Consider the following 23,620-nt stretch of genomic DNA (forward strand, 5'->3'; position numbering starts at 1 on the left):
TCATGCTCTTAAGCCAGGTCCCCGAAGGCGGCGTCCAGCAGCAGGTAGGCGCGGCCGGCGTCGGACGACAGCAGAGCCGCCACCAGGAAGCCTTCGCGGTCCTGCTCGGAGGCCTCGTCCATCATGCCGGCGTAGCGGCGCAGGAAGCGCTCGGCCTCGGCCCGCAGCGGCGCGTCGGAGAACAGCCGGCGGACCAGCCGGCGGATGGCGGCGGGGGCCAGCTTCTTGACCACCTCGCGCGCTCCGCCTTCGTCGTGGGTCTGGATCGTGGCTGCGATCTCGTCGATGCGGGCGCGGGGCAACAGGGCCGTCGGGTCGATGCCCATGGCCAGGATCTCGCCGGCCATCTTCTCGCCCAGAGCGGCGTCGCCCGGCGCGGCGCTTTCCAGGCCCGACAGCAGGCTGCGCCACGACAGGCCGCCGCCCGGCTGCTGCGGCTCGGCCCGTTCGGCGGGCGGCGGCGCGGGCGCGGCGTTGCGGCCGCCAGCGGCGTCGAACACCGAGCGGAACTCGTCGTCGGTGGCGGTGGGCGTCAGGCGCAGGCGTGGACGCAGGCCAGCCTCTTCGGCGCCGGGCTCGTTGGCGGGCTTCGGGGCCGGCGGCGTTACGGGCGGCGGCGGCGGCGCGGCCTGGACCTGCCGGTTCAGCGGCGGCGGTGCGCGGGTCGGCGTCGCGATCGAAGGGGCGGCGGGCGGCGCGGCGTTCATCCGGCCGACCGCCTCGCTGAGCATGTCGTAGTTGCGGCGGACCCGTTCCTGGAAGGCCTGGTCGATCGCCGCCGTCTCCTCAGCGGTCCGGCACGCCGAGTTGCGCAGGTCCTCGATGCCCTGCTCGATCTGGGCTCGAACCTCGTTGGCGCGGGCCAGGGCCTCGGCGGGCAGGTCGGCGGTGCGGCGGCCGACATCGGCCAGCATGGCCTCCATCTCGGCGATGGTGGCGCGCGCCGCCTCGACGCTCTCGGACAGCTTCTGGGCCGTGCGGGCCCCGGCCTGCTCGACCACCTGGGCCGACTGCTCAATCAGGTCACGGGCCTCGTCCATGCGCGACTCGAACACCGTGTCGGCCTTCTGGCCGGCGGCGAAGGCGATCTCGTTGAGCTGGTCGACGCGGACGCGGGCGGCCTCGACGCGCTGCTCGACGCCTTCGTTGGCCTTGCGGGCCGCCTCGGCCATCGCCTCCATGGCCTGGGTCAAGGCTCCTTCCAGGTCGGCCCGCTGACCGCCGGCGGCGCTGGCCAGGGCGGCGATGGCGCTGGAGGTCTCGGCGGCCAGGGCCTCGCGTTCGGCCCGGGCGGTCTCGGCGACCTCGCGCAGCTGCTGGGCCGCGGCCCCGATCAGGCCGCGCAGCACCTCGGCGCCCATCGCGGCCATGTCGCCCATCTCGGTGGCGCCGGCGCGGGTGTGGCCGATGAACTCGGTCAGTTGGGCTGTGCGGGTCTCGCTCTCGGCGGCGAAGTCCTCCTGGTCGGTGCGCAGCGACTGGCTGGCGGCGACCAGGGCGGCGCGCTGGGCGGCCAGGTTGCGTTCGACGGCGCTCATCTGGTCGCCCACCCCCTGGCCGGCGGTTTCCAGGCGGGCGATCTGGCGCGACAGGTCCTCGGCCCCGACTCGGGCGGCGTCGGACGCCTCAGCCGCGGCCGCGGCCAGGTCGGCGGCCCGGGCCGCCAGCGCCGCCTCGGCCTCGCGAAGTTGGGTCTCGGCCAGGTCGGACGCCTCGGCGACCATACGAGCTTGGCTGCCGATCGCGTCGACCACGGCCGTGGACTGGGCGTCCAGGGTGGTGGACAGCGCGTGCATGGCCTGGCGCTCGTGGCCCAGCCCTTCGGACAGCTGCTTGACCATCCGCGCGGACTCGCTGGTGGTCTGGGACAAGGCCAGGGTCTCTTCGGCCAGGGCCTCGCGCAGGTCCTGAACCCGGGCGCGGGCCGCCTCGGCGGCGGCCGTCGCCGCGTCGATCTGATCGCGGATGCGCTCGACCACGCCGTCGACTCCCGCCGCCGCCAGGGCGGCCGGGCTGACCAGGCGGTCGGTCATGATCCGGGTGTGCTTCAACTCGGCCGAAACCCCTAGGGCCTGGCGCAGCATGTAGGCGCCCAGCAGGGTGAAGGCGGCCGGGCCGACGGCCAGGGCGGCGAACACCATCAGGGCGAACTGATCGACCTTCAAGGCGGGCACGCCGGCGCCGTAGCCGAGCGCGAAGGCGATCGGTCCAAGCGTCCAGAGCGCCGCGGCGGCGACCGCCAGGCTCCAGAACAGCGGCGCGGGCATAGGCTTCTTGCCTTCGCGGGCTGTGGACAAAGGGGTGACGGGCGGCGAAACTGGGGCGGTCTCGCGTGGCTTGGAGACCGTCGCCTCGAACCGCTGGGACGCGGCCGGAGGCTCCGGCTCGACCACCGGCGCCGGCGGCTGGGCGGTCTGAGCCGTCGAAACGGGCGCGGTCAGGAACGAGGGCAGCGGCGCCAGCGGCTCGGCCTCGATCGGCGCGCTGCGCCGGCCTCGGGCCGGGGTGAACGGGGCGGGATCCGCCTCCGGCTCGGGCGGCTTGAAGTTCGACTTCAGCGGCGGCGCCCGTGCGATCACGGCCTCCGGTGCGGGGGCCTCGATATCGGCCTTGGGAGGCTCGACGGGTTGGAAGGTCTCGACGACAGGCTGGGGCTGCGGCTTGGGCGCGCCGAAAAAGCCGCGCCGCGCGCTGACGCGAGGCGTTTCGGGAATCGGCGCGACAAACGGCTCGGCCGCCGGTTCGGCGCCTAGATCCAGAGGCCCGCGATCAAGAGCCGGCGGGGCCGGCGCGTCGGGAACGGCGGCGATGTCCAGATCCAGGTCGGGTTCGCTGACCGGCGCGTCCGCATCGGGCTGGACGTCCGTCTCGGCGGAACGACCGGCGTCCTCGACCGGCGGCTCCATCGGAATGCCGGTGAAATCAAGCGGTTGGCGCTTCTTGGGCTTCATACGCAGCCATAGTCCCAGGGCGAAACGGCTTGGGGCCGGATGAACGTCGCCGCGCGGACGCCCCTCTCGCACGCAACGAATAAACCTAGCGGCGAAAAGCCGGCGCGCATAGCGGGTTCCGCCGGATTTCCCATCCTGGACAGGGGTTGGCGAATGGAGAGCCTAGGCGCTGATCTCGGCCGTATGCAGACGGGGACAGCGCTCGACGGCCTGCACGGCCTGTTGACGGGGGGTGCGGGCGATGACCCGCTCGGCCTTGGGCGGGGACTTGGCCCGATGCTCGACGGCCATGCCGAACTGGCAAAGGGCCATCGACGAAAGCCAGAGCATGATCGCGGCGAGGAATTCGGCCAGGGATGACATCGGGAAGCCCATTTTCCGATAGCGGCGTTATGCAATGCTTCGCCGCGTCGCGCGAATGAACTTTTGGTCATGAAACGGCGCCGCTCGCCACGCCGCGCCGCCCGGGAGGTCCATCGAAGCTCACAGCGCCTGCAGATTTCCCCGCCTTGCCCCTGGCCCCCGCGAGACCTAGGTCCACGCTCAGGATCACCGCCCCGTCGTCGCGCCTTTCGTGCGCCGGCGGAGCTTTCCATTTGCGGATACGCGCTTTGCTCCCTACCCAAGTCGCTTCGCTGTCGCACGACGCCTTTGCGGATTTGTCCATGACCGGGCCGACTTCGGCCAAGCTCAGCCCCGCGAGGCTGACGCACCTGCAGCGTCTGGAAGCCGAGAGCATCCACATTCTGCGGGAGGTGGCGGCCGAGTGCGAGAACCCGGTCATGCTGTACTCGATCGGCAAGGACAGCGCGGTGATGCTGCATCTCGCGGCCAAGGCGTTCTATCCGTCCAAGCCGCCGTTCCCGCTGCTGCATGTCGACACCACCTGGAAGTTCCGGGCCATGTACGAGCTGCGCGACACCATCGCCGCGCAGCTGGGCTTCGACCTTCTGGTCCACAAGAACCCCGACGCCGAGGCGCGGGGCATCAACCCGTTCGACCACGGCAGCGCCCTGCACACCGATCTGTGGAAGACCGAGGGCCTCAAGCAGGCCTTGGCCAAGTACGGTTTCGACGCCGCGTTCGGTGGGGCGCGGCGAGACGAGGAGAAGAGCCGGGCCAAGGAGCGGGTGTTCAGCTTCCGCACCACCGAGCAGCGCTGGGACCCCAAGGACCAGCGGCCCGAGCTGTGGAAGCTCTACAACACCCGCAAGCACCCGGGCGAGAGCCTGCGGGTGTTCCCGATTTCCAACTGGACCGAGCTGGACGTCTGGCAATACATCCACCTGGAGAACATCCCGATCGTGCCGCTGTACTTCGCCGCCGAGCGGCCGGTGGTCGAGCGCGACGGGTCGTTGATCATGGTCGACGACGACCGCTTCCGCCTGCGGCCCGGCGAGGTCCCGCAGATGCGCAGCGTGCGGTTCCGCACCCTCGGCTGCTACCCGCTGACCGGGGCGGTGGAGAGCACCGCGGCCACCCTGCCCGAAGTGATCCAGGAGATGCTGCTGACCACCACCAGCGAGCGCCAGGGCCGGGTCATCGACCATGACCAGTCCGCCTCGATGGAGAAGAAGAAGCAGGAGGGCTATTTCTAGATGACCGCCGCCGCCCCCGTCACGGCCGACAAGGCCACGGTCTACAAGCCCTCCGACCTGATCGCCGACGATATCGACGCCTATCTGCTCGCCCACCAGCACAAGTCGCTGCTGCGCTTCATCACCTGCGGGTCGGTGGACGACGGCAAGTCGACCCTGATCGGCCGGCTGCTCTACGACAGCAAGATGATCTTCGAGGACCAGATGGCCGCCCTCGAAGCCGACAGCCGGCGGGTGGGCACGCAAGGCGGGGCGATCGACTTCGCCCTGCTGGTCGACGGCCTGGCCGCCGAGCGCGAGCAGGGCATCACCATCGACGTGGCCTATCGCTTCTTCGCCACCGACAAGCGCAAGTTCATCGTCGCCGACACCCCCGGCCACGAGCAGTACACCCGCAACATGGTCACCGGCGCCTCGACCGCCGACGCGGCGGTGATCCTGATCGACGCGCGCAAGGGCGTGCTTACCCAGACCCGCCGCCACTCCTACCTGGTCAAGCTTCTGGGCATCCGCCACGTGGTGCTGGCGGTCAACAAGATGGACCTGGTCGGCTGGGACCAGGCGACCTTCGAGGCCATCGTCGCCGACTATCGCGCCTTTGCCGCCCAGATCGGCCTGGAGGTGTTCACCCCGATCCCGATCTCGGGCCTGACCGGGGCCAACATGGCCAGCCGCGGCGAGGACTCGCCATGGTATCAAGGGCCGATCCTGATGGACTGGCTGGAGGGCGTCCAGGTCGAGGACGACCTGCGAAGCCAGTCGTTCCGCATGCCCGTGCAGTGGGTCAACCGCCCCAACCTCGACTTCCGCGGCTTCTCGGGCCAGATCGCCGCGGGGACCGTCAAGCCCGGCGACCGGGTCAAGTCCCTGCCCTCGGGTCGCGAAAGCACCGTGGCCCGCATCGTCACCAAGCCCGACGATCTGGACGAGGCCTTCGCCGGCCAATCGGTGACGATCACCCTGGCCGACGAGATCGACGTCAGCCGCGGCGACATCCTGGTGGCCGCCAACGACCCGGTCGCCGTGGCCGGCCAGTTCGAGGCCACCGTGGTGTGGATGGACGACGAGCCCCTGCCGCCCGGCCGCGCCTACCTGCTGAAGATCGGCACGCGGATGGTCGGGGCCAGCGTCACGGAGATCAAGCACCGGGTGAACGTCAACACCCTGGAGCACCTGGCCGCCAAGAAGCTGGAGCTCAACGAGATCGGCCTGGTCAACCTGTCGCTGGACCAGGCCATCCCGTTCGAGCCCTATGCCAAAAACCGCGACCTGGGCGGGTTCATCCTGATCGACCGGATCAGCAACCGCACCGTCGGGGCGGGGCTGATCAACTTCGCCCTGCGCCGGGCCGACAACATCCACTGGCAGCACACCGACGTGGGCAAGGCCTCGCGGGCCGCCCTCAAGGGCCAGCGCGGCCGGGTGGTCTGGCTGACGGGCCTGTCGGGGGCGGGCAAGTCGACCATCGCCAACCTGGTGGAAAAGCGCCTGCACGCGCTTGGCCGCCACACCTATCTGCTGGACGGCGACAATGTCCGCCACGGCCTCAACCGCAACCTGGGCTTCACCGAGGAGGACCGGGTCGAGAACATCCGCCGGGTCGCCGAGGTCGCCAAGCTGATGGTCGATGCCGGCCTGATCGTGCTGACCGCCTTCATCTCCCCCTTCCGCGCCGAGCGCCGCTTGGCCCGCGAGATCCTCGACGACGGCGAGTTCGTCGAGGTCTTCGTCGACACCCCCCTGGCCGTGGCCGAACAGCGCGACGTCAAGGGCCTCTACAAGAAGGCCCGCGCCGGCCAGCTGAAGAACTTCACCGGCATCGACAGCCCCTATGAGGCCCCCGAAGCTGCCGAGTTGGTGATCGACACCACCAAGATGGACCCCGTGGCCGCCGCCGAGCGCATCGTCGCCTGGCTGGAAGGCGAGATCGACTACGAGATCTGACGCGGCGAAATCCTCGTCCTTCGACAAGTTCAGGATGAGGATTTCTTCTGCGCCCGCGTTGAATTCGTCCTCATCCTGAGCCTGTCGAAGGACGAGGACGGCCATTCAGCGCGTTCGCTTTAGAAGCTGGGTCGCCCCGATCAGGCCCAGCCCGCCCATCGCCGCCATGGCCAGGTAGCCCCGGGTTCCGAAGGCGTCGAACAGCGGACCCGAGGCCAGGGTGCCGACGCCCAGCATGAAGCCGGCCGACAGGGCCGAGTTGATCGCCTGGGCGGCCGAGGCGCTTTGCGGCGGGGCCAGGCGCTCGATCAGCCGCAGCGAGGCCATGAAGCTGGCGGCGAAGGTCAGGGCGTGCAGGGCCTGCAGCGGGAACAGCAGCCACAGCGGCGGGGCGAAGGCGTAGGCGGTCCAGCGCAGCAGGGCCGCGCCGCCGCCCAGCACCAGCAGCTTCTCCGGTCCCATCTTGCGCCGCCACGGCTCGGCGAACCACATGAAGCCGACCTCGACCGCCACCCCGACGCCCCACAGCACGCCGATCATCGGGGCCGAAATCCCCTGCTGCCGCCAGAGCAGGGCCGAGAAGCCGTAGTAGAAGGCGTGCGCCCCCTGGATCAGGCCGGCGGTGATCACGGCCAGCACGAAGGTCCGGTCGCGCAGCAGGCCGCCCAGGCCCTTCCAGCGCTCGGCCCGGCCGAGCTTGGCGACGCCCACGTCGAGGACGCGGTCGGGCGGCAGGACCAGCACCGACACCAGGGCCACGCCGACCGCCGCCGCGGTGATCCAGGCGGCGATGACGCCGGGCGCCATGACCGCCAGGATCGCCCCCATGGCCAGGTTGGCGACGATGAAGGCCGCCGAGCCCGCGCCGCGCGGCACGCCGTAGTTGAAGCCGTCCAGCCGCGAGCGCCGCAGGGTGATCACGTCGATCAGCGGCGTCAGGGTGGTCAGGCAGGTCATGCCGACCAGCCAGCAGGCCAGCAGGCCCCAGAAGCCCGAGGCGAACGTCATGGCCAGGTAGCCGGCCGCCGCCCCTAGGGCCAGCAGCGCCAGGGGCGTGCGCCGCAGGGTGAAGCCGTCGGCCCACACCGCCAGCCCCGGCCCCAGGAACGGCCTGGCCAGCAGAGGCACGGCCAGGACGGCGCCGATCTCGGCCCCGGTCAGGCCGCGCGAGCGGAAATAGGTGGCGATGTACGGCAGGCTGACGCCGGTGCCGAGATAGGAGACGACGTAGAACAGGCCCAGGCGGGCTTGGGCGGAAAAGCGCCCTGCCCCGGCCGGGCGCGTCACCCTACTCCGCCCCGCCGAACCGCGCGGTCCATTCGGCGATCTGCTCGTCCTCGATCTTCTTGAACAGCACCTCCGGCGCGCGGACCGGCAGGCCGACCGGCAGGCTCGACAGCTCGGCGGCGGCGTCCGTGGTCGGCCAGGCCGGCGGCCAGGCCAGCTGGAAGGCCTCGCCAATCTTCTCGGCGGCGAACGGGATGAACGGGGCGGAGACGCGAGCATAGAGCGCCGCCAGGTTCAGGGCGGTGCGGACGATCACGGCGGCGCGGTCGCGGTCGGTCTTGATCGCCGTCCACGGGGCGGCTTCCTGCAGGTACTCGTTGCCGACCACCCACAGGGCGCGCAGGGCCTGGGCGCTCTTGCGCACCTCGATGGCGTCCATCTGCTCGGCGAGATCGGCGAGACGCGCTGAAACGTCGGCGTAGAGCTTCTCCTCCAGCGGACCGGGCGCGCCGCCGTCGGGGATCACGCCGTCGAACTTGCTCTCCGTGAACTTCAGGATGCGGTTGACGAAATTGCCCAGTACGTCGGCCAGGTCGCGGTTCACGGCGCTGGCGAACTGCTCCCAGGTGAAGGCGGTGTCGCTGCTCTCCGGCGAATTGGAGGTCAGGTACCAGCGCCACAGGTCGGGCGGCAGGATCTCCAGGGCCGCGTCCATGAACACGCCGCGCCGGTTGCTGGTCGAGAACTTGCCGCCGTACCAGTTCAGCCAATTGAAGGCCTTGAGCATGTCGACGCTCTTCCACGGCTCTTCCGAGCCGAGGATGGTGGCCGGGAAGCTGACGGTGTGGAAGGCGACGTTGTCCTTGCCCATGAACTGGACGTAGCGGACGTCGTCCGCGCCTTCGTCGGTGCGCCACCACGACTTCCAGTCGCGGTCCGGCCCCGCCTCGGCCCATTCCTGGGTGGCGGCGATATATTCGATCGGCGCGTCAAACCAGACGTAGAAGACCTTGTCCTCAAAGCCCGGGCGCGGGAACTCGCCCTTGGTCACCGGGATGCCCCAGGAAAGGTCGCGGGTGATGCCGCGGTCGATCAGGCCCTCGTCCAGATGCTTGTAGGCGATCGACTTGGCCAGCAACTGCCAGTCGGGATGGCCGTCGATCCAGGCCCGGATGCGGTCGGCCATCTTGGTCTGCAGCAGGTAAAGGTGGCGGGTGTCGCGCACCTCCAGGTTCCGCGAGCCGGAGATCACCGAATAGGGGTTCTTCAGGTCGGTGGGATCCAGCAGGTTGCCGCAGTTGTCGCACTGGTCGCCGCGCGCCTTGTCGAAGCCGCAGTGCGGGCAGGTGCCCTCGATGTAGCGGTCGGGCAGGAAGCGGCCGTCGTCGATGGAATAGACCATCTGGTCGACGCGTTCCTCGATCAGGCCGCGGTCTTCCAGCACCTCGCAGAAGTGCTGGGTCAGGCGGTGGTTCTGCGGCGAGGACGAGCGGCCGAAATGGTCCCAGGACAGACCGAAGGCCCGGCCGACATCGTGCTGCAGCACGTGCTGCTCGGCGCAGTAGCTGGCCACGTCCTGGCCGGCGGCGGCGGCGGCCAGCTCGGCCGGGGTGCCGTGCTCGTCGGTGGCGCAGATATAGAGCGTGTCGTGTCCCCGGGCCCGCTGGAAGCGGGCGTAGACGTCGGCCGGCAGCATCGATCCCGCCAGATTGCCCAGGTGCTTGATGCCGTTGATGTACGGCAGGGCGGAGGTGATCAGGATGCGGGCCATGGGTCTTCCGGGGGAGTCGAGGAGCGGTTGGATATAGAAGGCCCGGGGCGGAAACGAAAGCGTGGTGCGGCGCTCCCTTGCCCCCTGCGAACCGACTCATCCAGATCCTCCCCCCGTGGGGGAGGCGATCGCGCAGCGATCGGTGGGGGGCGTTTTGGGGTCGAAGATCCAGGTTGCGGTCATCTGCCGATCACTCCCCCCTCCGTCGGCTGCGCCGACACCTCCCCCACAGGGGGAGGATCTTGGATGCACGGCTTCGCCGCCTCACGCGGATCACCGCTGAGCGTATGGAAAGGGACGCGGAGCGCCGGACATCGTCCGGAGTGTTTGAGTAGTAACCGTTTTCGACGAAGCCCGAACGCTCCGCGCGGTCGTTATCCGGAAGCCCGCGGCGCTGAGCCCTGTTGGGGCCTCGCCGCCTTGAAGCCTCCGACGGGCGGGCCAGGTCAACGAACCCCGGTCCCGGACCGCGGGCGCATCACCGCCCGCCTGTTGCTCCGCCAGCCCTCGCGCCACGCCGTTTTAGTGTTCCATGCCCGGCCGGCCCTGGAGACGCGAGGTTTGGTCCCAAGGGACCGCCGACGGAGCTTCCCGCTCGATCGCCCCCCGCCGCCGCATCGGTCGCTGGCCATGCGCCCTTTCCATGCGTCGAGGTGAGGTCAGGATACGGGCGGTCTGGAAGGGGGAGGATCAACTCGGGTCGAGAAAGTTCAGGGCGTTGAAATCGCGGGAGTTTGTTCGCTGAACGCCGAGCGCAAGCCGGGGACGTGCTCTCACGGCAAGGCCTCGCCGATCGATCCACGGCTTCAGGGTGAGTGCATGTCCCCAACGCCACCCACGGCGTCATCGCACTTCAGCACCAAACTCAGCGGGTCCGTTTGGGGACACGCACTCACGACCAGCGCCCTGCAACCCGGCCGGTGTGTTGCCGTGAGTGCGCGTCCCCGGCCGCGGCGAGCGGAATCCTCGGCGCCCCTAAGCTCATCGACAACTCGGCGGGAGCCCCGTGGCGTCTCCCCTTGGGGGTGGGGACATGCGACGCCGTGAACGTTCCGAGGGATAGAGCGGCCGGGCCATGTGGCGCGCCCGACGCTCCCGCCACCTCCCCGGAGGGAGGATCCCGTAAGTCAGCCGCCGATCGCGTGCAGAGCCCTGGCCTGCTTGCGCGTCAGCTTGGACTGGACCTCGTCGCGGATGTCGAGGCGGCAGGCCCGGGCCGACCAGCGGTCCAGGCGCTCGGCGCGGACCCGGGCGTCGCAGACCGTTTCGCCGGCGGCCTCGATGCGCGCCTTGAACCGACGCGCGTCGTCGGGACGGGAAAGATCCAGGTCGCCGACCGGGATCGTGGCCAGCACCGGCGGCTTGGCCGGCGCGGCCTGGGCCGCCTGGGTCAGGCCCGGCACGGGCAGGGCCGCCAGGCCCAGCACCGCGATCGTCGAAAGCCTGGCGATGAAATGGCCCATGTCGGCCTCCCCTGTCCTGGCGACGCCGTCCGCGTCGCCTTCGAGAGGTAGATTGGCCAAACTTCTCCACGAAGACCCGTTACGTCTGCTTCATGACGCCGTATTCACGAAGTGAAGGACTTGTAATCCTTTAACGCGACGAAGAGTTCAGCCGGGCTTCCTTGACCGGCGGCCGTTCCAGGGCCTGGTAGACCACCGTGCGGGTGGTGGCGTCCAGGCCCGAGCCCACGCCGCCCAGGCGCTGGATCATGCCGATGAAGAACAGGTCGTTGGCCGGGTCGATCCAGAACCAGGTGCCGGCGCTGCCGCCCCAGCTGATCGTGCCGGGCCCGACCGGCGCGCCCGACAGGTGGGGATCGACCGCCACGGCCACGTCCAGGCCATAGCCCATGCCGGCGCTGAATGGGAATGGCTTCTGGTCGGGCCGCAGCACCCCGGCCGTGCCGTTGGTGGTGACCTGGAAGCTGGGCGGCAGGTGGTTGGACCGCATCAGCGCCACGCTCTCGGGCTGCAGCACGCGGACGCCGTCCAGCTCGCCGCCGTTCAGGATCATCTGGGCGAAGCGTGCAAAGTCGCCGGCCGTGGACAGCAGCCCCCCGCCCCCGGACGGCGCGGCCGGCGGCCGGGAGACGTCGCGCCACGGTCCCTCGCTGGCCGGGATCAGCTTGCCGGTGGTGGGATCGCCGTCATACAGCGCGGCCAGGCGCGGCAGCTTCTCGGCCGGGGCCCAGAAGGCGGTGTCTTTCATCTTCAGGGGACGGAAGATCCGCTCCTCCATGAACACCGGCAGGGTCTGGCCCGTCAGGCGCTCGACGATCAGCCCCTGCAGGTCGGCGGCGACGCTGTAGCGCCACATCACGCCGGGCTGGGCGTACATCGGCAGCATGGCAACCTTGCGCACCAGGTGGTCCAGGCTGTCGGACTGCAGCACCCCGGCCCGGTAATAGGCCTGGTCGGCCAGGCTGGCCGGATCGTCGGCCAGGCCGTAGGCGAAGCCGGCCGTATGGGTCATCAGCTCGCGCATGGTCGGCGGGCGGCTGACGGGGGTCAGGATCGGCCGTCCCTGGGCGTCGACGCCCGAGGCCACGCGCAGGTCGGCCAGCTCCGGCAGGTATTCGGTGATCGGGTCGTCCAGCTTCCACCGGCCCTCCTGGTAGAGGATCAGCATCGCCACCCCGGTGACCGCCTTGGTCTCGGAGCGGATGCGGAAGATGGCGTCGGCGGGCATGGCCTCGCCGGTCTCCAGGCTGCGCTTGCCGAACGCCTTCAGCGACACGACCCGGCCGTGGCGGCCCAGCACGGTGACGCCGCCGGCGATCTGGCCCTGGTCGACCAGGGTCTGCATCGTCTCGTCCAGCCTGCGCAGCCGCTCGGCCGAGAACCCGGCGGCTTCGGGCTTGGCCATGGGCAAGGGTGCGGCGCCCGCCGTACCAGCCGCCGCCAGCCCCAGCAGGCCGGCCAGGGCGCTGGCGGTGCGCCTGAACATCCCGGTCATCACATCAACCCCCGTCATCCCGGACGAAGCAAAGCGCAGATCCAGGACCGACGGAAGCGCGGCGCTTCGGATCGGTACCGGATCGGCGCGCTGCGCGCCTGTCCAGGATGACAGAGATTGGCGACATCACTTGGGCCGGAACCGCTTGGACGTCGGGAAGCCCTTGGGCGACAGCTTGCCGGCCCCGGCCCGGCGGCCGATCCAGTCCTTCCACTCGGTCCAGTCGCGGCGACGGCCGGCCGTGTCGATCCAGAAGGCGCCGCCCTCGGTGGTGAACGAGATCGCGTCGCGCAGTCCCCCTTCACGGTAGGACTGCAGCTTGACGCCCTTGCCGCGCGGCATTTCCGGCAGTTCCTCCAGCGGGAAGATCAGGATCTTGCCGTTGTCGCCGATCACCGCGATCTGGTCGCCCGTCGCCTCCAGGCAGAAGGCGGCGCCGGCGGAGTCGACGGTCAGCACCTGCTTGCCCGCCTTGCGGTTGGCCAGGGCCTCTTCCTCCGGCATCAGGAACCCGTAGCCCTGCTTCGAGGCCAGGAAGCGTTTGCGCCCGGCCTTGAACGGGAACATGTCGATGATCTTCACCTTGTCGTCGAGCTCGATCATCATCCGCACGGGCTCGCCATGGCCACGCGCCGACGGCAGGTTGGCGCAGCTGATGGTGAAGAACCGGCCGTCGCTGGTGAACAGCAAGAGCTTGTCGGTGGTCTCGGCCGGGGCCAGGAAGCCCAGCTTGTCGCCTTCCTTGAACTTCAGCTCGGACGGGTCGTCGATCTTGCCCTTGGCGGCGCGGATCCAGCCGCGGTCCGACAGGATGACGGTGATCGGCTCGCGCACGATCATCGCCTCCAGGGCGGCGTCGGCGTCGACCACCGGCGCATCCTCGAAGATCGAGCGGCCGATCACCCCGGTCGGGCGCGGCTTGTCGTGCGGATGCTTGATCTTGACCAGGGTGGCGCGCACCTGGCGCAGGCCCGTGCCGACCAGGTCCCACTGCTTCCTGTCGCTGGCCAGCATGGCCAGGATGCCGTCGCGCTCCTCCACCAGCTCGGCGTGCTCGCGGCGGATCTCCATCTCCTCCAGCTTGGCCAGCTGGCGCAGGCGGGTGTTGAGGATGGCGTCGGCCTGGATGTCGCTGAGGGCGAAAGCGGCCATCAGCTTCTGCTTCGGCTCGTCCTCGTAGCGGACGATGCGGATCACCTCGTCCAGATTGAGGTAGGCGATCAGCAGGCCGTCCAGGATGTGCAGGCGGGCTTCGATCTTGGCCAGGCGGTGGCGGGCCCGGCGGGTCAACACGTCGCGGCGGTGGGCCAGGAAGGCGATCAGGGCCTGCTTGATGCCCATCACCCCCGGGGTGCCCTTGGCGTCCAGCACGTTGATGTTGACCGGGAAGCGGCTTTCCAGCGCCGAGAGCTTGAACAGGCTCTCCATCAGCACTTCGGGCTCGACGTTCTTGGACTTGGGCTCGAGGACAAGGCGGATGTCCTCGGCGCTTTCGTCGCGCACGTCGCCCAGCAGGGCGGCCTTCTTGCTGTCGATCAGGTCGGCCAGCTGCTCGACCAGGTCGGACTTCTTGACCTGGTACGGGATCTCGGTGACCACGATCTGGTAGGTGCCGCGGCCGGTGTCTTCCTTCTCCCATCGGGCGCGGGTGCGCACGCCGCCGCGACCGGTCTCGTAGGTCTCCAGCAGGCTCTCGCGGGACTCGACGATCACGCCGCCCGTCGGGAAGTCCGGGCCCGGCACGCGTTCCAAGATCTCGGCCGTGGTCGCCTCGGGCTTGCCCAGCAGCAGCAGGCAGGCGTCGATCAGCTCGGCCGGGTTGTGTGGCGGGATCGAGGTGGCCATGCCCACGGCGATGCCCGATGAGCCGTTGGCCAGCAGATTGGGGAAGCCCGACGGCAGGACCACCGGCTCCTCGTCCTGCCCGTCGTAGGAGGGCTTGAAGTCGACCGCGTCCTCGTCGATGCCGTCCAGCAGCAGCATGGCCGCGGCGGTCATCTTGCACTCGGTGTAGCGCATGGCGGCGGGGTTATCGCCGTCGATGTTGCCGAAATTCCCCTGGCCGTCGACCAGCGGCACCCGCTGGGCGAAGTCCTGGGCCAGGCGGACCAGGGCGTCGTAAATCGACTGGTCGCCGTGCGGGTGGAAGTTGCCCATCACCTCGCCGACCACCTTGGCGCACTTGCGCGCGGCGCCTTCGGGGTTGAGGCGCATGTTGTTCATCGCGTGCAGCACGCGACGGTGCACGGGCTTGAGGCCGTCGCGCACGTCGGGCAGAGCCCGCGAGCCGATCGTCGACAGCGCATAGGCCAGGTAGCGCTTGGACAGCGCCTCGCTCAGCGGTTCGTCGAGAATGCGATCACCGTCGCCGGGACCGCCAGGGGGAAGGACTGGTTTGTTCATCTGGGAGATTCGTTACGCGTGAAAGGCACAGTAGCAGATGTCCGGGGCTCAAATCCTCCCCCTGTGGGGGAGGTGTCGGCGCAGCCGACGGAGGGGGGAGTTGGCTGATGCGGGACCACTCCCCCCACCGGCCTTCGGCCGCCTCCCCCACAGGGGGAGGTTTCAGTCCTCACAACCGCCCCGCCTCGCCCAGCCGGTCCAGCAGCCACACCCGGGCGGGGGGCAGCGGCTTGTTCAGCGGGTGGAACACGAACTGTTCGAGGAAGTGGCCGGTGATGTCGAGCCCGGCCTTGACGTCGCCGTCGACCAGTCCGCCCTGGGCCGACAGCATGAACGGCGGCAGGGGCAGCAGTTTGTCGTGGTAGGGCGCGCCGGCCGCGCGGCTGACCGCCCGGCCGGTGCGCGGGCTGACATAGACCAGGTCGTCCAGCGCGCCGGTGGCGGCGCATCGGGACAGGTCCAGGCCAAAGCCCAGGTCCTGCAGCAGTCCGGCCTCGAACCGTACATAGACGGCGGGCCAGATGGCGGGGATGGCCAGCGCGGCGATCAGGGCCTCCAGGGCGTGGAAGGCCCCGGGATGGGCCTCGCGCTCGGGCAGGGCCCCGGCGGCGACCGCGGCGGCGGCCGACAGACCCGACAGGGCCAGCGGCTCGTCGAACAGCGACGAAGGCCCCTCGCCCATCGGCTCCAGGCTGGCCGCGCCCAGCTGGTCGCCGGTCCGGGCGCGATAGCGGGCGATGACCTTAGCCCCGGCCTGCAGGAACGGCTTCATCCGCCGTGAGGCCGCGCCCGAGACGTGGGCGGCGAACTTGCCCCGGTCCTGGGTCAACAGCTCGACGATCGCCCCGGTCTCGCCGTGGACCCGCGCCGACAGTACAAAGGCTTCGTCTTCCCACTCCATCTAGGCTTGGGTTCCCCAGCCCACGATCTGCTCGATCACTGGCCGCCACGCCGGCTGGACCGGCAGGCGGAGCACGTCGCGCAGGGCCGTCTCCAGCTCGTCGGCCGTCAGGTCGCGCTGCTCGACCAGGGCGCCCCCGGCGTCGCGGTGGGTCAGGCGGTTGTTCTTCAGGGCGTAGCGGGCGGTCGGCGTGGTGCGGCCGGCCGTCAGGCTGAAGGTGAAGTGCGAGCTGGGATGGGCGTAGGTGTAGAAGTTGGCCTGCTCGTAGTCCTGGTCGGCCCAGGCGCCCAGCGCCACCTGGTAGGTCGCCGCCCAGCGGCCCGAGAGGTTGGCCTGGACCTGCCGCTCGCCGCCCAGCTCGTCGATCGGAAGGATGCGGAAATCGCCGTTGGGGGTAGCCTGGACCGCGTCGGAGAACAGCGCCAAGGGGCCCGTCAGCACGCAGCCGCCGAAGCCGACGTCGGCCAGCCAGACCGTCTCGTCGCCGGGAACCCGCACGGCCAGCACCATGTGCGAGCGCGGGCGCGGCGGCAGGTGGTCGGGAACCATCCACAGCACCCGCGCCATCAGCCCCGTCGCCTCGAAGCCCAGCGCCGTCAGCACCCGCTTGAACAGGCCGTTCTGCTCGTAGCAATAGCCCCCTCGCCCGGCCGCGATCAGCTTGGCGTCGACTTCGGCCGGATCCAGGCTGATCGCCTTGCCCAGCAGCACGTCGAGGTTCTCGAAAGGGATGGCGTCGGGATGCTTCTGGTGCAGGGCGCGCAGCACGTCGAGCGTCGGCTCGCGCGGGCCGTCATAGCCGATGCGAGCGAAATAGGCGTCCAGGTCGACGCTGGGCGAGGCCGCCTGGGCGGGCGCGATGTCGTGCTTGCTCACGGGGCGATATTCCCTGTCTGTTCCGGTTTCAAGGACAGGGTGCGAGCGGCGAAGTCAAGGGATCTCGGTGCGTGTTTTGGGCTCGCAGGAGGTTATCATCCCGGAGAGCCCCTGCGAGGCTTCCGGGATGACAACGGAGATTTGCGGATGAAGGCTCCGCGGTCCTAAACGTCGAAATCCAGGCCCATGTCGTTGAACAGGCCGCGCTCCTCGGCCCAGTTCTCCTTGACCTTGACGTGCAGGAACAGGTGAATCTTGCGGTCGAGGATGTCTTCCAGTTCCTCGCGCGAGGACTTGCCGATCCATTTGATCACCTCGCCGCCCTTGCCCAGCACGATGGCCCGCTGGCCGTCGCGCTCGACATAGATGGTCTGCTCGATGCGGGCGCTGCCGTCGGCGCGTTCCTCGAAGGCGGTGGTCTCGACCGAAGCCGCGTAGGGCAGTTCCTCGTGGACGCGCAGGTAGATCTTCTCGCGGGTGATCTCGGCGGCCAGCAGGCGGGCCGGCAGGTCGGCGGTCTGGTCTTCCGGATAGAGCCAGGGCCCCTCCGGCATCAGCGAGGCCAGCTTGGCCATCAGGTCGTCGACCCCCGCGCCGGTGCCGGCGCTGATCATGAAGACTTCCGAATAGACGCCGGTCTCGTAGAGGTCGTGGGCGACGGCCAGCAAGGTCTCGCGCTTGACGCCGTCGATCTTGTTGAGCGCCAGGATCACCTGGCGGTTGGCGGCCTTCAGGCCCTCGATGATGGTCTGGACGTCCTGCACCGAGCGGTGCTCGCCCGGGGTGGCGCGACGCTCGCGCGCGGCCAGTTCGGCCTGGACGTCGACCAGGTGGACGACGACCTCGCTGTCCTCGGCCCCGCTCCAGGCCGAGCGGACCATGGCGCGATCGAGGCGGCGGCGCGGGGTGAAGATGCCGGGAGTGTCGACCAGCACGATCTGGGTGTCGCCGGTCATGGCCACGCCGCGCACGGGGAAACGGGTGGTCTGGACCTTCTGGGTGACGATCGAGACCTTGGCCCCGACCATGCGGTTGACCAGGGTGGACTTGCCGGCGTTCGGGGCGCCGATGATGGCGGCGAAGCCGGCGCGGGTGTTTTGGGGGGCGGTTTCAGTCATTGCGGGTGCGTGTAGCACCGATGGGCCGAAAAAGCCCTCCTCGATTGCCAGCGTGCGAGGCTGCCGGCATCCTGTGTTCGGAGGCCGTATGCGGACTGACACGATAGAAGCGATCGGTATTGATGAGCAGGGCTTGCTGTGGGTGAAGCCCGCGACAGCATCCTTCCCGTATATCTATCGCGAGGCGATGGAGGTGCGCTGGGACGCTGAGCGCCTGCGCCTTTACAGCCCAAAGCCGCGAGAATGGTCCTACGAGGCCTGGTTCAGACAGATCCGGGGAGCCGCGCGCGAACAGGGCGTCGAGTTGAAGCTTGGACAAACCACATCGTGGTTCGGGATAGACGCCGATTTGCAGCAGGCCATCGCATCCAGCGCCTGAGCAGGCCCTATCCCCCCGCCCCCTCCCGCTCCAGCAGCGCCTTGGCCGCGGCCTTCTCGGCCTCCTGGCGCGAGCGGCCCTCGGCATATACCGGGTCGATCCCGGCGACCATCACCTGCACGGTGAACACCGGCGCGTGGTCGGGGCCCTTGCGGTCCTTGACGGCGTAGGTCGGCAGCGGCTTGCCCTGGCCCTGGGCCCATTCCTGCAGGGCGGTCTTGGGGTCGCGCGGCTTGCCCTGGCCGGCCTTGTCGAACTCGCCGGACCACAGGTCGAGGAACACCCGGCGCGCCGTTTCCAGTCCGCCGTCGCGGTAGAGGGCCGCCATCAGCGCCTCGGCGGCGCCGGCCAGGATCGAGTCGGTCTCGCGGCCGCCGATCTTGCTGGACGAGGCCGACAGCCGCAGCGCCGGTCCCAGCTCGGCGGCGCGGGCCACCCGAGCACAGGTCTCGCGGCTGACCAGGGCGTTGAGGCGCGGGGCCAGCTCGCCTTCCTTGGCCTTGGGGAAGCGCTCGGCCAGGGCCTCGGCGGCCAACAGGCCCAGCACGCGGTCGCCGATGAACTCCAGCACCTCGTTGTCGCCGGCCTTCTTGGCCCCGTCGCCCACGCTGGCGTGGGTCAGGGCCAGTTCCAGCAGCTGGCGATCCTGGAAGGTATGGCCGATCCGGCGCTCCAGGTCGCCGACGGCGACGGCGCGCCTATCTGTCATTTCTTGGCCGTCATTTCAGGACGCGGAAGAAGCGGCTCGGCCGGGCCTCGGTGAACCAGGTCCACGGCTTGAACAGATGGGCGTCGGCGTTCCAGGACAGCAGGATCAGCTGAGCGCGGCCCACCAGGTTCTCGGCCGGCACGAAGCCGACGCCTTCCTGCATGCCGATGTACTGGTCGTTGGCGTAGTCCCACTTGCAGGTGCCGGGACCGGTCTTGAAGGCCGAGACGCCGGGGTCGAAGCGGCTGTCCAGCGAGTTGTCGCGGTTGTCGCCCATGAAGAAGTAGCAGCCCTGCGGCACCACATAGACGCCGGTGTTGTCGGCGTCGCTGTCGGGGCCGTAGTCCTGGGTGGCGTACTTGCGGCCTTCGGGATTGGTCTCCTCGAAGCGGCCGGCCCGGACCGTGCCGTAGCCGGTGTCGACCAGGGCCGAGGGCAGTTCCTTGCGCGGCAAGGGCTTGCCGTTGATGTAGACCACGCCGCCGCGCACCTGGACCTTGTCGCCGGGCAGGCCGATCAGGCGCTTGATGTAGTCGACATTGGGGTCGCGCGGCAGCTTGAAGACGATGATGTCGCCGCGGGTGGGCGCCTTGCCCAGGATGCGGCCGTCGAACAGCGGCGGGCTGAACGGGATCGAGTGCTTGGACCAGCCGTAGCTGTACTTCGACACGATGATGTAGTCGCCCTGGTAGAGGTTGGGCTCCATCGACGCCGAGGGAATCGTGAACGGCTGGAACAGCAGCACCCGCAGCACCAGGGCGATGCCCAGGGCGTAGGCGACCGTCTTGACGATCTCGATGAACTCCTTGACCGCCCCGGCCTTGTCGTCGGGCGTTTCGGTGTCGGCGGCTTCGGTCATGCGCTGCGGGGCTCTCGACGGAATGGACGGCGGGCGAACCCGACGCGCCTAGCTAGACGGGGTTTACGGCGGGGGCAAGCGCAGCGCCCGTTAACTCGCCTTCATGGCGCGCGCGTCCCGACGTCGCGCCCGACCGGCGCGTGGTCCAGCTTGATCCCGGAGTCCGGGGTCAAAATGTGGCGAGGATGGCCAGCAGCACCAGGGCGAAGAAGCCCCAGCCGACCACCAGCCAGGCCAGCGGCCGCTCCTGCCAGGGCTTCGGCTGGCGGCCGCGCCCCGCCCTGATCTCGGCATCGCTCCAGATGGCCATGTGCTTTCCCCGTCCCAGAACGGCGCCGTAGGCGGCGTCTGGGGATGCGGGATGCAAGGCAGGGGCCGCGATTCTAGGTCCTCCCCCTGTGGGCAGGGCTATCGCATATGGCCAAAAGCGGTTGTCATCCCGGACGAGCGCGCAGCGCGAAGATCCGGGACCGACGCGTGAACTCAGAGCTTGCGGCGGTCCCGGATCGGCGCCCGGCTTCGCCGAGCTTGTCCGGGATGACAGATTTTTTCAGAGCAAATCCATATGCGATAGCCCTCCCCCCGTGGGGGAGGCGATCGCGCAGCGATCGGTGGGGGGATACGCCTGACGCGAGATCACTCCCCCCTCCGTCGGCTGCGCCGACACCTCCCCCACAGGGGGAGGACCTAGGCTCAGGTCGCCGGCACCGCCTCGATGATCACGAAGGCCTGGGCGTAGGGGTGGTCGTCGGTCAGCGACAGGTGGACCACCGCCGTCATGCCCTCGGGGACCATCGAAGCCAGTTGGGCGGCCGCGCCGCCGGTCAGGGCCATGGTCGGCTTGCCGGACGGCAGGTTGACCACGCCCATGCCCGCCAGGTGCACGCCGCGTTTCAGGCCGGTGCCCAGGGCCTTTGAGCAGGCCTCCTTGGCGGCGAAGCGCTTGGCGTAGCTGGAGGCGCGGTCGGGCTTGCGCTCGGACCGCCTGCGCTCGATCTCGGTGAAGACCTTGTGGGTGAACCGGTCGCCGAAGCGCTCGAGGGACTTCTCGATCCGTCGGATGTCGCACAGGTCCGAGCCGATCCCGATGATCACGCGGCATGCTCCAGCCGGGCGGCGTCCATCAGGGCCCGCATGCGCTGCATGGCCTGGGGCAGGCCCACGAAAATCGCCTCCCCTATGAGAAAGTGGCCGATGTTCAGCTCGGCGACCTGGGGGATGGCGGCGATCGGCTTGACCGTGGCGTAGTCGATGCCGTGGCCGGCATGGACCTCCAGGCCCAGGCTGGCGGCCAGTTCCGCCCCGGCCTTCAGCCGTTGCAGGATGGCGGCGGCGCGGTCGGCGTGGCCCTCGCGGGCGGCGTCGCAATAGGCGCCGGTGTGCAGCTCGACCACCTGGGCGCCGGCCTCGGCCGAGGCGCGGATCTGGGCGGGGTCGGCCTCGATGAACAGCGACACCCGCGCCCCGACGGTCCGCAGGCGGGCGACAGCCTCGACGATACGGACCTTGCCGCGCACCACGTCCAGACCGCCTTCGGTGGTGACCTCCTCGCGGCGCTCGGGCACCAGGCAGGCGGCGTGCGGCCGGGCCAGCAGGGCGATGCCGACCATCTCGTCGGTGACCGCCATCTCGAAGTTCAGCGGCTTGCCCCGCTTCAGGCACAGGTCGGTCAGCAGGACGATGTCGGCGTCGCTGATGTGGCGGCGATCCTCGCGCAGGTGGGCGGTGATGCCGTCGGCGCCGGCCGCCAGGGCCAGTTCGGCGGCCCTTACCGGCTCCGGATAGCTGGCCCCGCGCGCATTGCGGATGGTGGCCACGTGGTCGATGTTGACGCCGAGCCGCAGCATGCCGGTCAGCCCTTCAGGCGCCGGCTGCCCGGGTCCTCGATCGGGACGGCCGCCAGCTCCGGCGGCAGGGCGTCGGCGGGATAGGCCGGGACCTCCAGGCTGCACAGCGACACCAACGGCACGCCGACATCGACCTTGCCGCCCGAACGGTCGACGATGCAGGCCGCGGCGATGACGTCGCCGCCGGCCGCCTGGATCGCGGCGATGCACTCGCGCGACGACAGGCCGGTGGTGACGATGTCCTCGACCATCACGACCTTCTGGCCCGGCTCCAGGTGGAAGCCGCGGCGGAACTTGAAGCCGCCGCCCTCGCGCTCGACATAGATCGAGGCGACGTTCAGCCAGCGGGCGGTCTCGTAGCCGGGGATGATGCCGCCCACGGCCGGCGAGACGGCCACGTCGGGCTGGCCCACCGTGGCCACGATCTTCTCGGCCAGGGCCTTGCAGAGGCGCGCGCAGCGCTCGGGCCGCATGAACACCAGGTTCTTCTGCAGGAAGACGGGGCTGTGCAGGCCGGAGGACAGCACGAAGTGGCCTTCGCGCAGAGCGCCGGCGGCGCGGAATTCGTCGAGGACGTCGTCGTTGGTCATGAGGGCCGGATATAGGCCGGTGGGGGCGAGTCTACAAACAGGGGACGCACACTCGCTCCAACGACGGAGCCGGACTTCGTCGAGCCGTTGGGCGAGTGTGTGTCCCCACCGCCGGCGCGATGCTATTGCGAGCCCATGAGCACCTTGGAATCAGAACCCTTGCGCCCGCGCGTCGGCTGCGGCGCGGCGATCCTCGACGGTCAGGGCCGCATCCTGCTGGTCCAGCGCCGCCGCCAGCCGGAGGCCGGCCATTGGGGCCAGCCAGGCGGCAAGCTGGACTGGGGCGAGAACGGCCGCGCCTGCGCCGAGCGCGAGATCCTCGAGGAGTTGGGGATCGCCGTCGTCGCCGGCCCGGTGCTGTGCGTCACTGACATGATCGCCGAAGACAGCCATTGGGTGGCGGTGACCTACCGCGCCGACGGCTGCGTGGGCGAGCCGGCGATCCAGGAGCCGCAGGCCCTGGCCGACTGGGGCTGGTTCGCCCTGGACGCCCTGCCCTCGCCCCTGACCGCCGCGACCCTCGACGCGGTCGCCGCGCTTAAGGCATAAGCTCGCGCCAACCGCCCGACCCAACCAGAAAGATCCGCCATGTCCGTCGTCACCCTCAAGCGCTGGAACATCTCGATGGGCGCGGGCCAGCCGCTGGCCGTGATCGCCGGGTTGAACGTGCTGGAGAACGTCGAGCTGGCCCTGGAGGTCGGGCGCGAGCTGAAGGCGATCACCGCCGAGCTGGGCCTGCCCTACGTATTCAAGGCCAGCTTCGACAAGGCCAACCGCTCGTCGATCACCAGCTATCGCGGCCCGGGCCTGAAGGACGGCCTGGCCATGCTGGCCGAGATCAAGGCCAAGCTGGACGTGCCGATCGCCACCGACATCCACGAGGTCGACCAGGCCGAGCCGGTGGCCGCCGTGGCCGACCTGGTCCAGATCCCCGCCTTCCTGTGCCGCCAGACCGACCTGATCGTCGCCGCCTCCCGCGCCACGGCGGCGGCTGGCGGCTGGCTGCACGTCAAGAAGGCCCAGTTCATCGCTCCGTGGGACTGCAAGAACATCGTCCACAAGGCCCGCGAAGCCGCCCCGGACCTGCAGATCGTGCTGTGCGAGCGCGGCGCCTCGTTCGGCTACAACAACCTGGTGGTCGACATGCTGGGCATCGCGCAGATGCAGAGCCTGGGCGTGCCGGTGACCATCGACGCCACCCACGCCGTCCAGCTGCCCGGCGCCGACCCGCGCACCGCCGGCGGCTCGACCGGCGGCCGCCGCGAGGGCGTGCCGATCATCGCCAAGGCCGCCGTGGCGGCGGGGGCGGACGGGGTGTTCCTGGAATTCCACCCCGAGCCCGACAAGGCCCTGTGCGACGGCCCCAGCTGCCTGCCGCTGAGCGACGCGGCCGGCCTGCTGCGGACCTTGAAGGCGTTGCATGGGGTGGTGCGGGGTTAGGGTTCGCAAGCCACGGGACGGGCGCCACGCCCTAATGATCAGGCCGTAA

Annotated in this window: 21 protein-coding genes; 5 read left to right on the forward strand and 16 right to left on the reverse strand. The window is 69.8% G+C overall.

The window, feature by feature from the left end; all coding sequences use genetic code 11:
• Positions 1-8 precede the first annotated feature (8 nt).
• Positions 9-2,951 carry a polar localization protein TipN gene (locus ACSQ2G_RS01635; RefSeq protein WP_436027754.1) on the reverse strand — a complete coding sequence of 981 codons (2,943 nt, stop codon included), beginning with the start codon at positions 2,949-2,951 and terminating at the stop codon, positions 9-11.
• A 162-nt stretch (positions 2,952-3,113) separates the two neighbouring features.
• Positions 3,114-3,314: a hypothetical protein gene (locus tag ACSQ2G_RS01640; RefSeq protein ID WP_310081750.1), complete on the reverse strand. Its 201-nt coding sequence runs from the start codon at positions 3,312-3,314 to the stop codon at positions 3,114-3,116.
• A 302-nt stretch (positions 3,315-3,616) separates the two neighbouring features.
• On the opposite strand from ACSQ2G_RS01640, the gene cysD reads away from it, so the two are divergent.
• Together cysD and cysN are read left to right on the forward strand one after the other, a co-directional pair.
• Positions 3,617-4,549 carry a sulfate adenylyltransferase subunit CysD gene (cysD, locus tag ACSQ2G_RS01645; RefSeq protein ID WP_310081751.1) on the forward strand — a complete coding sequence of 311 codons (933 nt, stop codon included), beginning with the start codon at positions 3,617-3,619 and terminating at the stop codon, positions 4,547-4,549.
• Positions 4,550-6,493: a sulfate adenylyltransferase subunit CysN gene (cysN, locus tag ACSQ2G_RS01650; RefSeq protein WP_436027756.1), complete on the forward strand. Its 1,944-nt coding sequence runs from the start codon at positions 4,550-4,552 to the stop codon at positions 6,491-6,493.
• Between the two features lie 105 nt (positions 6,494-6,598).
• Here cysN and ACSQ2G_RS01655 read toward each other — a convergent pair whose 3' ends face one another.
• From ACSQ2G_RS01655 to era, 8 genes are all read right to left on the reverse strand, one after another.
• Complete coding sequence (locus ACSQ2G_RS01655; RefSeq protein ID WP_436027758.1) at positions 6,599-7,780, reverse strand: MFS transporter; 1,182 nt, start codon at positions 7,778-7,780, stop codon at positions 6,599-6,601.
• Between the two features lies 1 nt (position 7,781).
• Positions 7,782-9,491, reverse strand: a complete 1,710-nt coding sequence (metG, locus tag ACSQ2G_RS01660; protein WP_436027759.1) for a methionine--tRNA ligase — start codon at positions 9,489-9,491, stop codon at positions 7,782-7,784.
• Positions 9,492-10,618: 1,127 nt separating this feature from the next.
• Complete coding sequence (locus tag ACSQ2G_RS01665; protein WP_436027760.1) at positions 10,619-10,954, reverse strand: UrcA family protein; 336 nt, start codon at positions 10,952-10,954, stop codon at positions 10,619-10,621.
• Between the two features lie 130 nt (positions 10,955-11,084).
• Positions 11,085-12,449, reverse strand: coding sequence for a serine hydrolase domain-containing protein (locus ACSQ2G_RS01670; RefSeq protein WP_436027761.1), 1,365 nt, complete (start codon positions 12,447-12,449; stop codon positions 11,085-11,087).
• A 126-nt stretch (positions 12,450-12,575) separates the two neighbouring features.
• A complete protein-coding gene (gene parC / locus ACSQ2G_RS01675) occupies positions 12,576-14,852 on the reverse strand; it encodes a DNA topoisomerase IV subunit A (RefSeq protein WP_436027763.1) in 2,277 nt (758 codons plus the stop codon).
• Between the two features lie 169 nt (positions 14,853-15,021).
• Positions 15,022-15,753: a DNA repair protein RecO gene (gene recO / locus ACSQ2G_RS01680; protein ID WP_310087133.1), complete on the reverse strand. Its 732-nt coding sequence runs from the start codon at positions 15,751-15,753 to the stop codon at positions 15,022-15,024.
• Positions 15,754-16,629 carry an arylamine N-acetyltransferase family protein gene (locus ACSQ2G_RS01685; protein ID WP_436027764.1) on the reverse strand — a complete coding sequence of 292 codons (876 nt, stop codon included), beginning with the start codon at positions 16,627-16,629 and terminating at the stop codon, positions 15,754-15,756. It lies immediately after the preceding gene.
• A gap of 164 nt (positions 16,630-16,793) precedes the next feature.
• Entirely contained in the window at positions 16,794-17,747 is a 954-nt protein-coding gene (gene era, locus ACSQ2G_RS01690) for a GTPase Era (protein ID WP_436027766.1), read from the reverse strand.
• Positions 17,748-17,835: 88 nt separating this feature from the next.
• Between era and ACSQ2G_RS01695 the strand changes: the two genes are divergently transcribed.
• Positions 17,836-18,126 (forward strand): hypothetical protein, encoded by a 291-nt coding sequence (locus tag ACSQ2G_RS01695; RefSeq protein ID WP_436027768.1) that lies wholly within the window; start codon positions 17,836-17,838, stop codon positions 18,124-18,126.
• A gap of 7 nt (positions 18,127-18,133) precedes the next feature.
• Here the strand turns inward: ACSQ2G_RS01695 and rnc are convergent, their stop codons facing one another.
• From rnc to pyrE, 6 genes are all read right to left on the reverse strand, one after another.
• Positions 18,134-18,835 carry a ribonuclease III gene (gene rnc, locus ACSQ2G_RS01700; RefSeq protein ID WP_436027770.1) on the reverse strand — a complete coding sequence of 234 codons (702 nt, stop codon included), beginning with the start codon at positions 18,833-18,835 and terminating at the stop codon, positions 18,134-18,136.
• Between the two features lie 10 nt (positions 18,836-18,845).
• On the reverse strand, positions 18,846-19,694 hold the full coding sequence (lepB, locus tag ACSQ2G_RS01705; RefSeq protein WP_310087141.1) for a signal peptidase I: 849 nt from the start codon (positions 19,692-19,694) through the stop codon (positions 18,846-18,848).
• Positions 19,695-19,863: 169 nt separating this feature from the next.
• Complete coding sequence (locus tag ACSQ2G_RS01710; RefSeq protein WP_310087144.1) at positions 19,864-20,004, reverse strand: hypothetical protein; 141 nt, start codon at positions 20,002-20,004, stop codon at positions 19,864-19,866.
• Between the two features lie 383 nt (positions 20,005-20,387).
• Positions 20,388-20,789, reverse strand: coding sequence for a holo-ACP synthase (acpS, locus tag ACSQ2G_RS01715; RefSeq protein ID WP_436027773.1), 402 nt, complete (start codon positions 20,787-20,789; stop codon positions 20,388-20,390).
• Positions 20,786-21,541 (reverse strand): pyridoxine 5'-phosphate synthase, encoded by a 756-nt coding sequence (locus ACSQ2G_RS01720; protein WP_436027775.1) that lies wholly within the window; start codon positions 21,539-21,541, stop codon positions 20,786-20,788. Before ACSQ2G_RS01720 ends, acpS begins: the two co-directional genes overlap by 4 nt.
• 5 nt (positions 21,542-21,546) lie before the next feature.
• Positions 21,547-22,131 (reverse strand): orotate phosphoribosyltransferase, encoded by a 585-nt coding sequence (pyrE, locus tag ACSQ2G_RS01725; protein ID WP_436027777.1) that lies wholly within the window; start codon positions 22,129-22,131, stop codon positions 21,547-21,549.
• 135 nt (positions 22,132-22,266) lie between these two features.
• On the opposite strand from pyrE, the gene ACSQ2G_RS01730 reads away from it, so the two are divergent.
• Both ACSQ2G_RS01730 and kdsA read left to right on the forward strand, forming a co-directional pair.
• Positions 22,267-22,680 (forward strand): NUDIX domain-containing protein, encoded by a 414-nt coding sequence (locus tag ACSQ2G_RS01730; protein WP_436027779.1) that lies wholly within the window; start codon positions 22,267-22,269, stop codon positions 22,678-22,680.
• A gap of 39 nt (positions 22,681-22,719) precedes the next feature.
• Complete coding sequence (gene kdsA, locus ACSQ2G_RS01735; protein WP_436027781.1) at positions 22,720-23,571, forward strand: 3-deoxy-8-phosphooctulonate synthase; 852 nt, start codon at positions 22,720-22,722, stop codon at positions 23,569-23,571.
• Positions 23,572-23,620 lie beyond the last annotated feature (49 nt).

Source organism: Caulobacter sp. LjRoot300 (assembly GCF_964253875.1).
Taxonomy (GTDB): domain Bacteria; phylum Pseudomonadota; class Alphaproteobacteria; order Caulobacterales; family Caulobacteraceae; genus Caulobacter.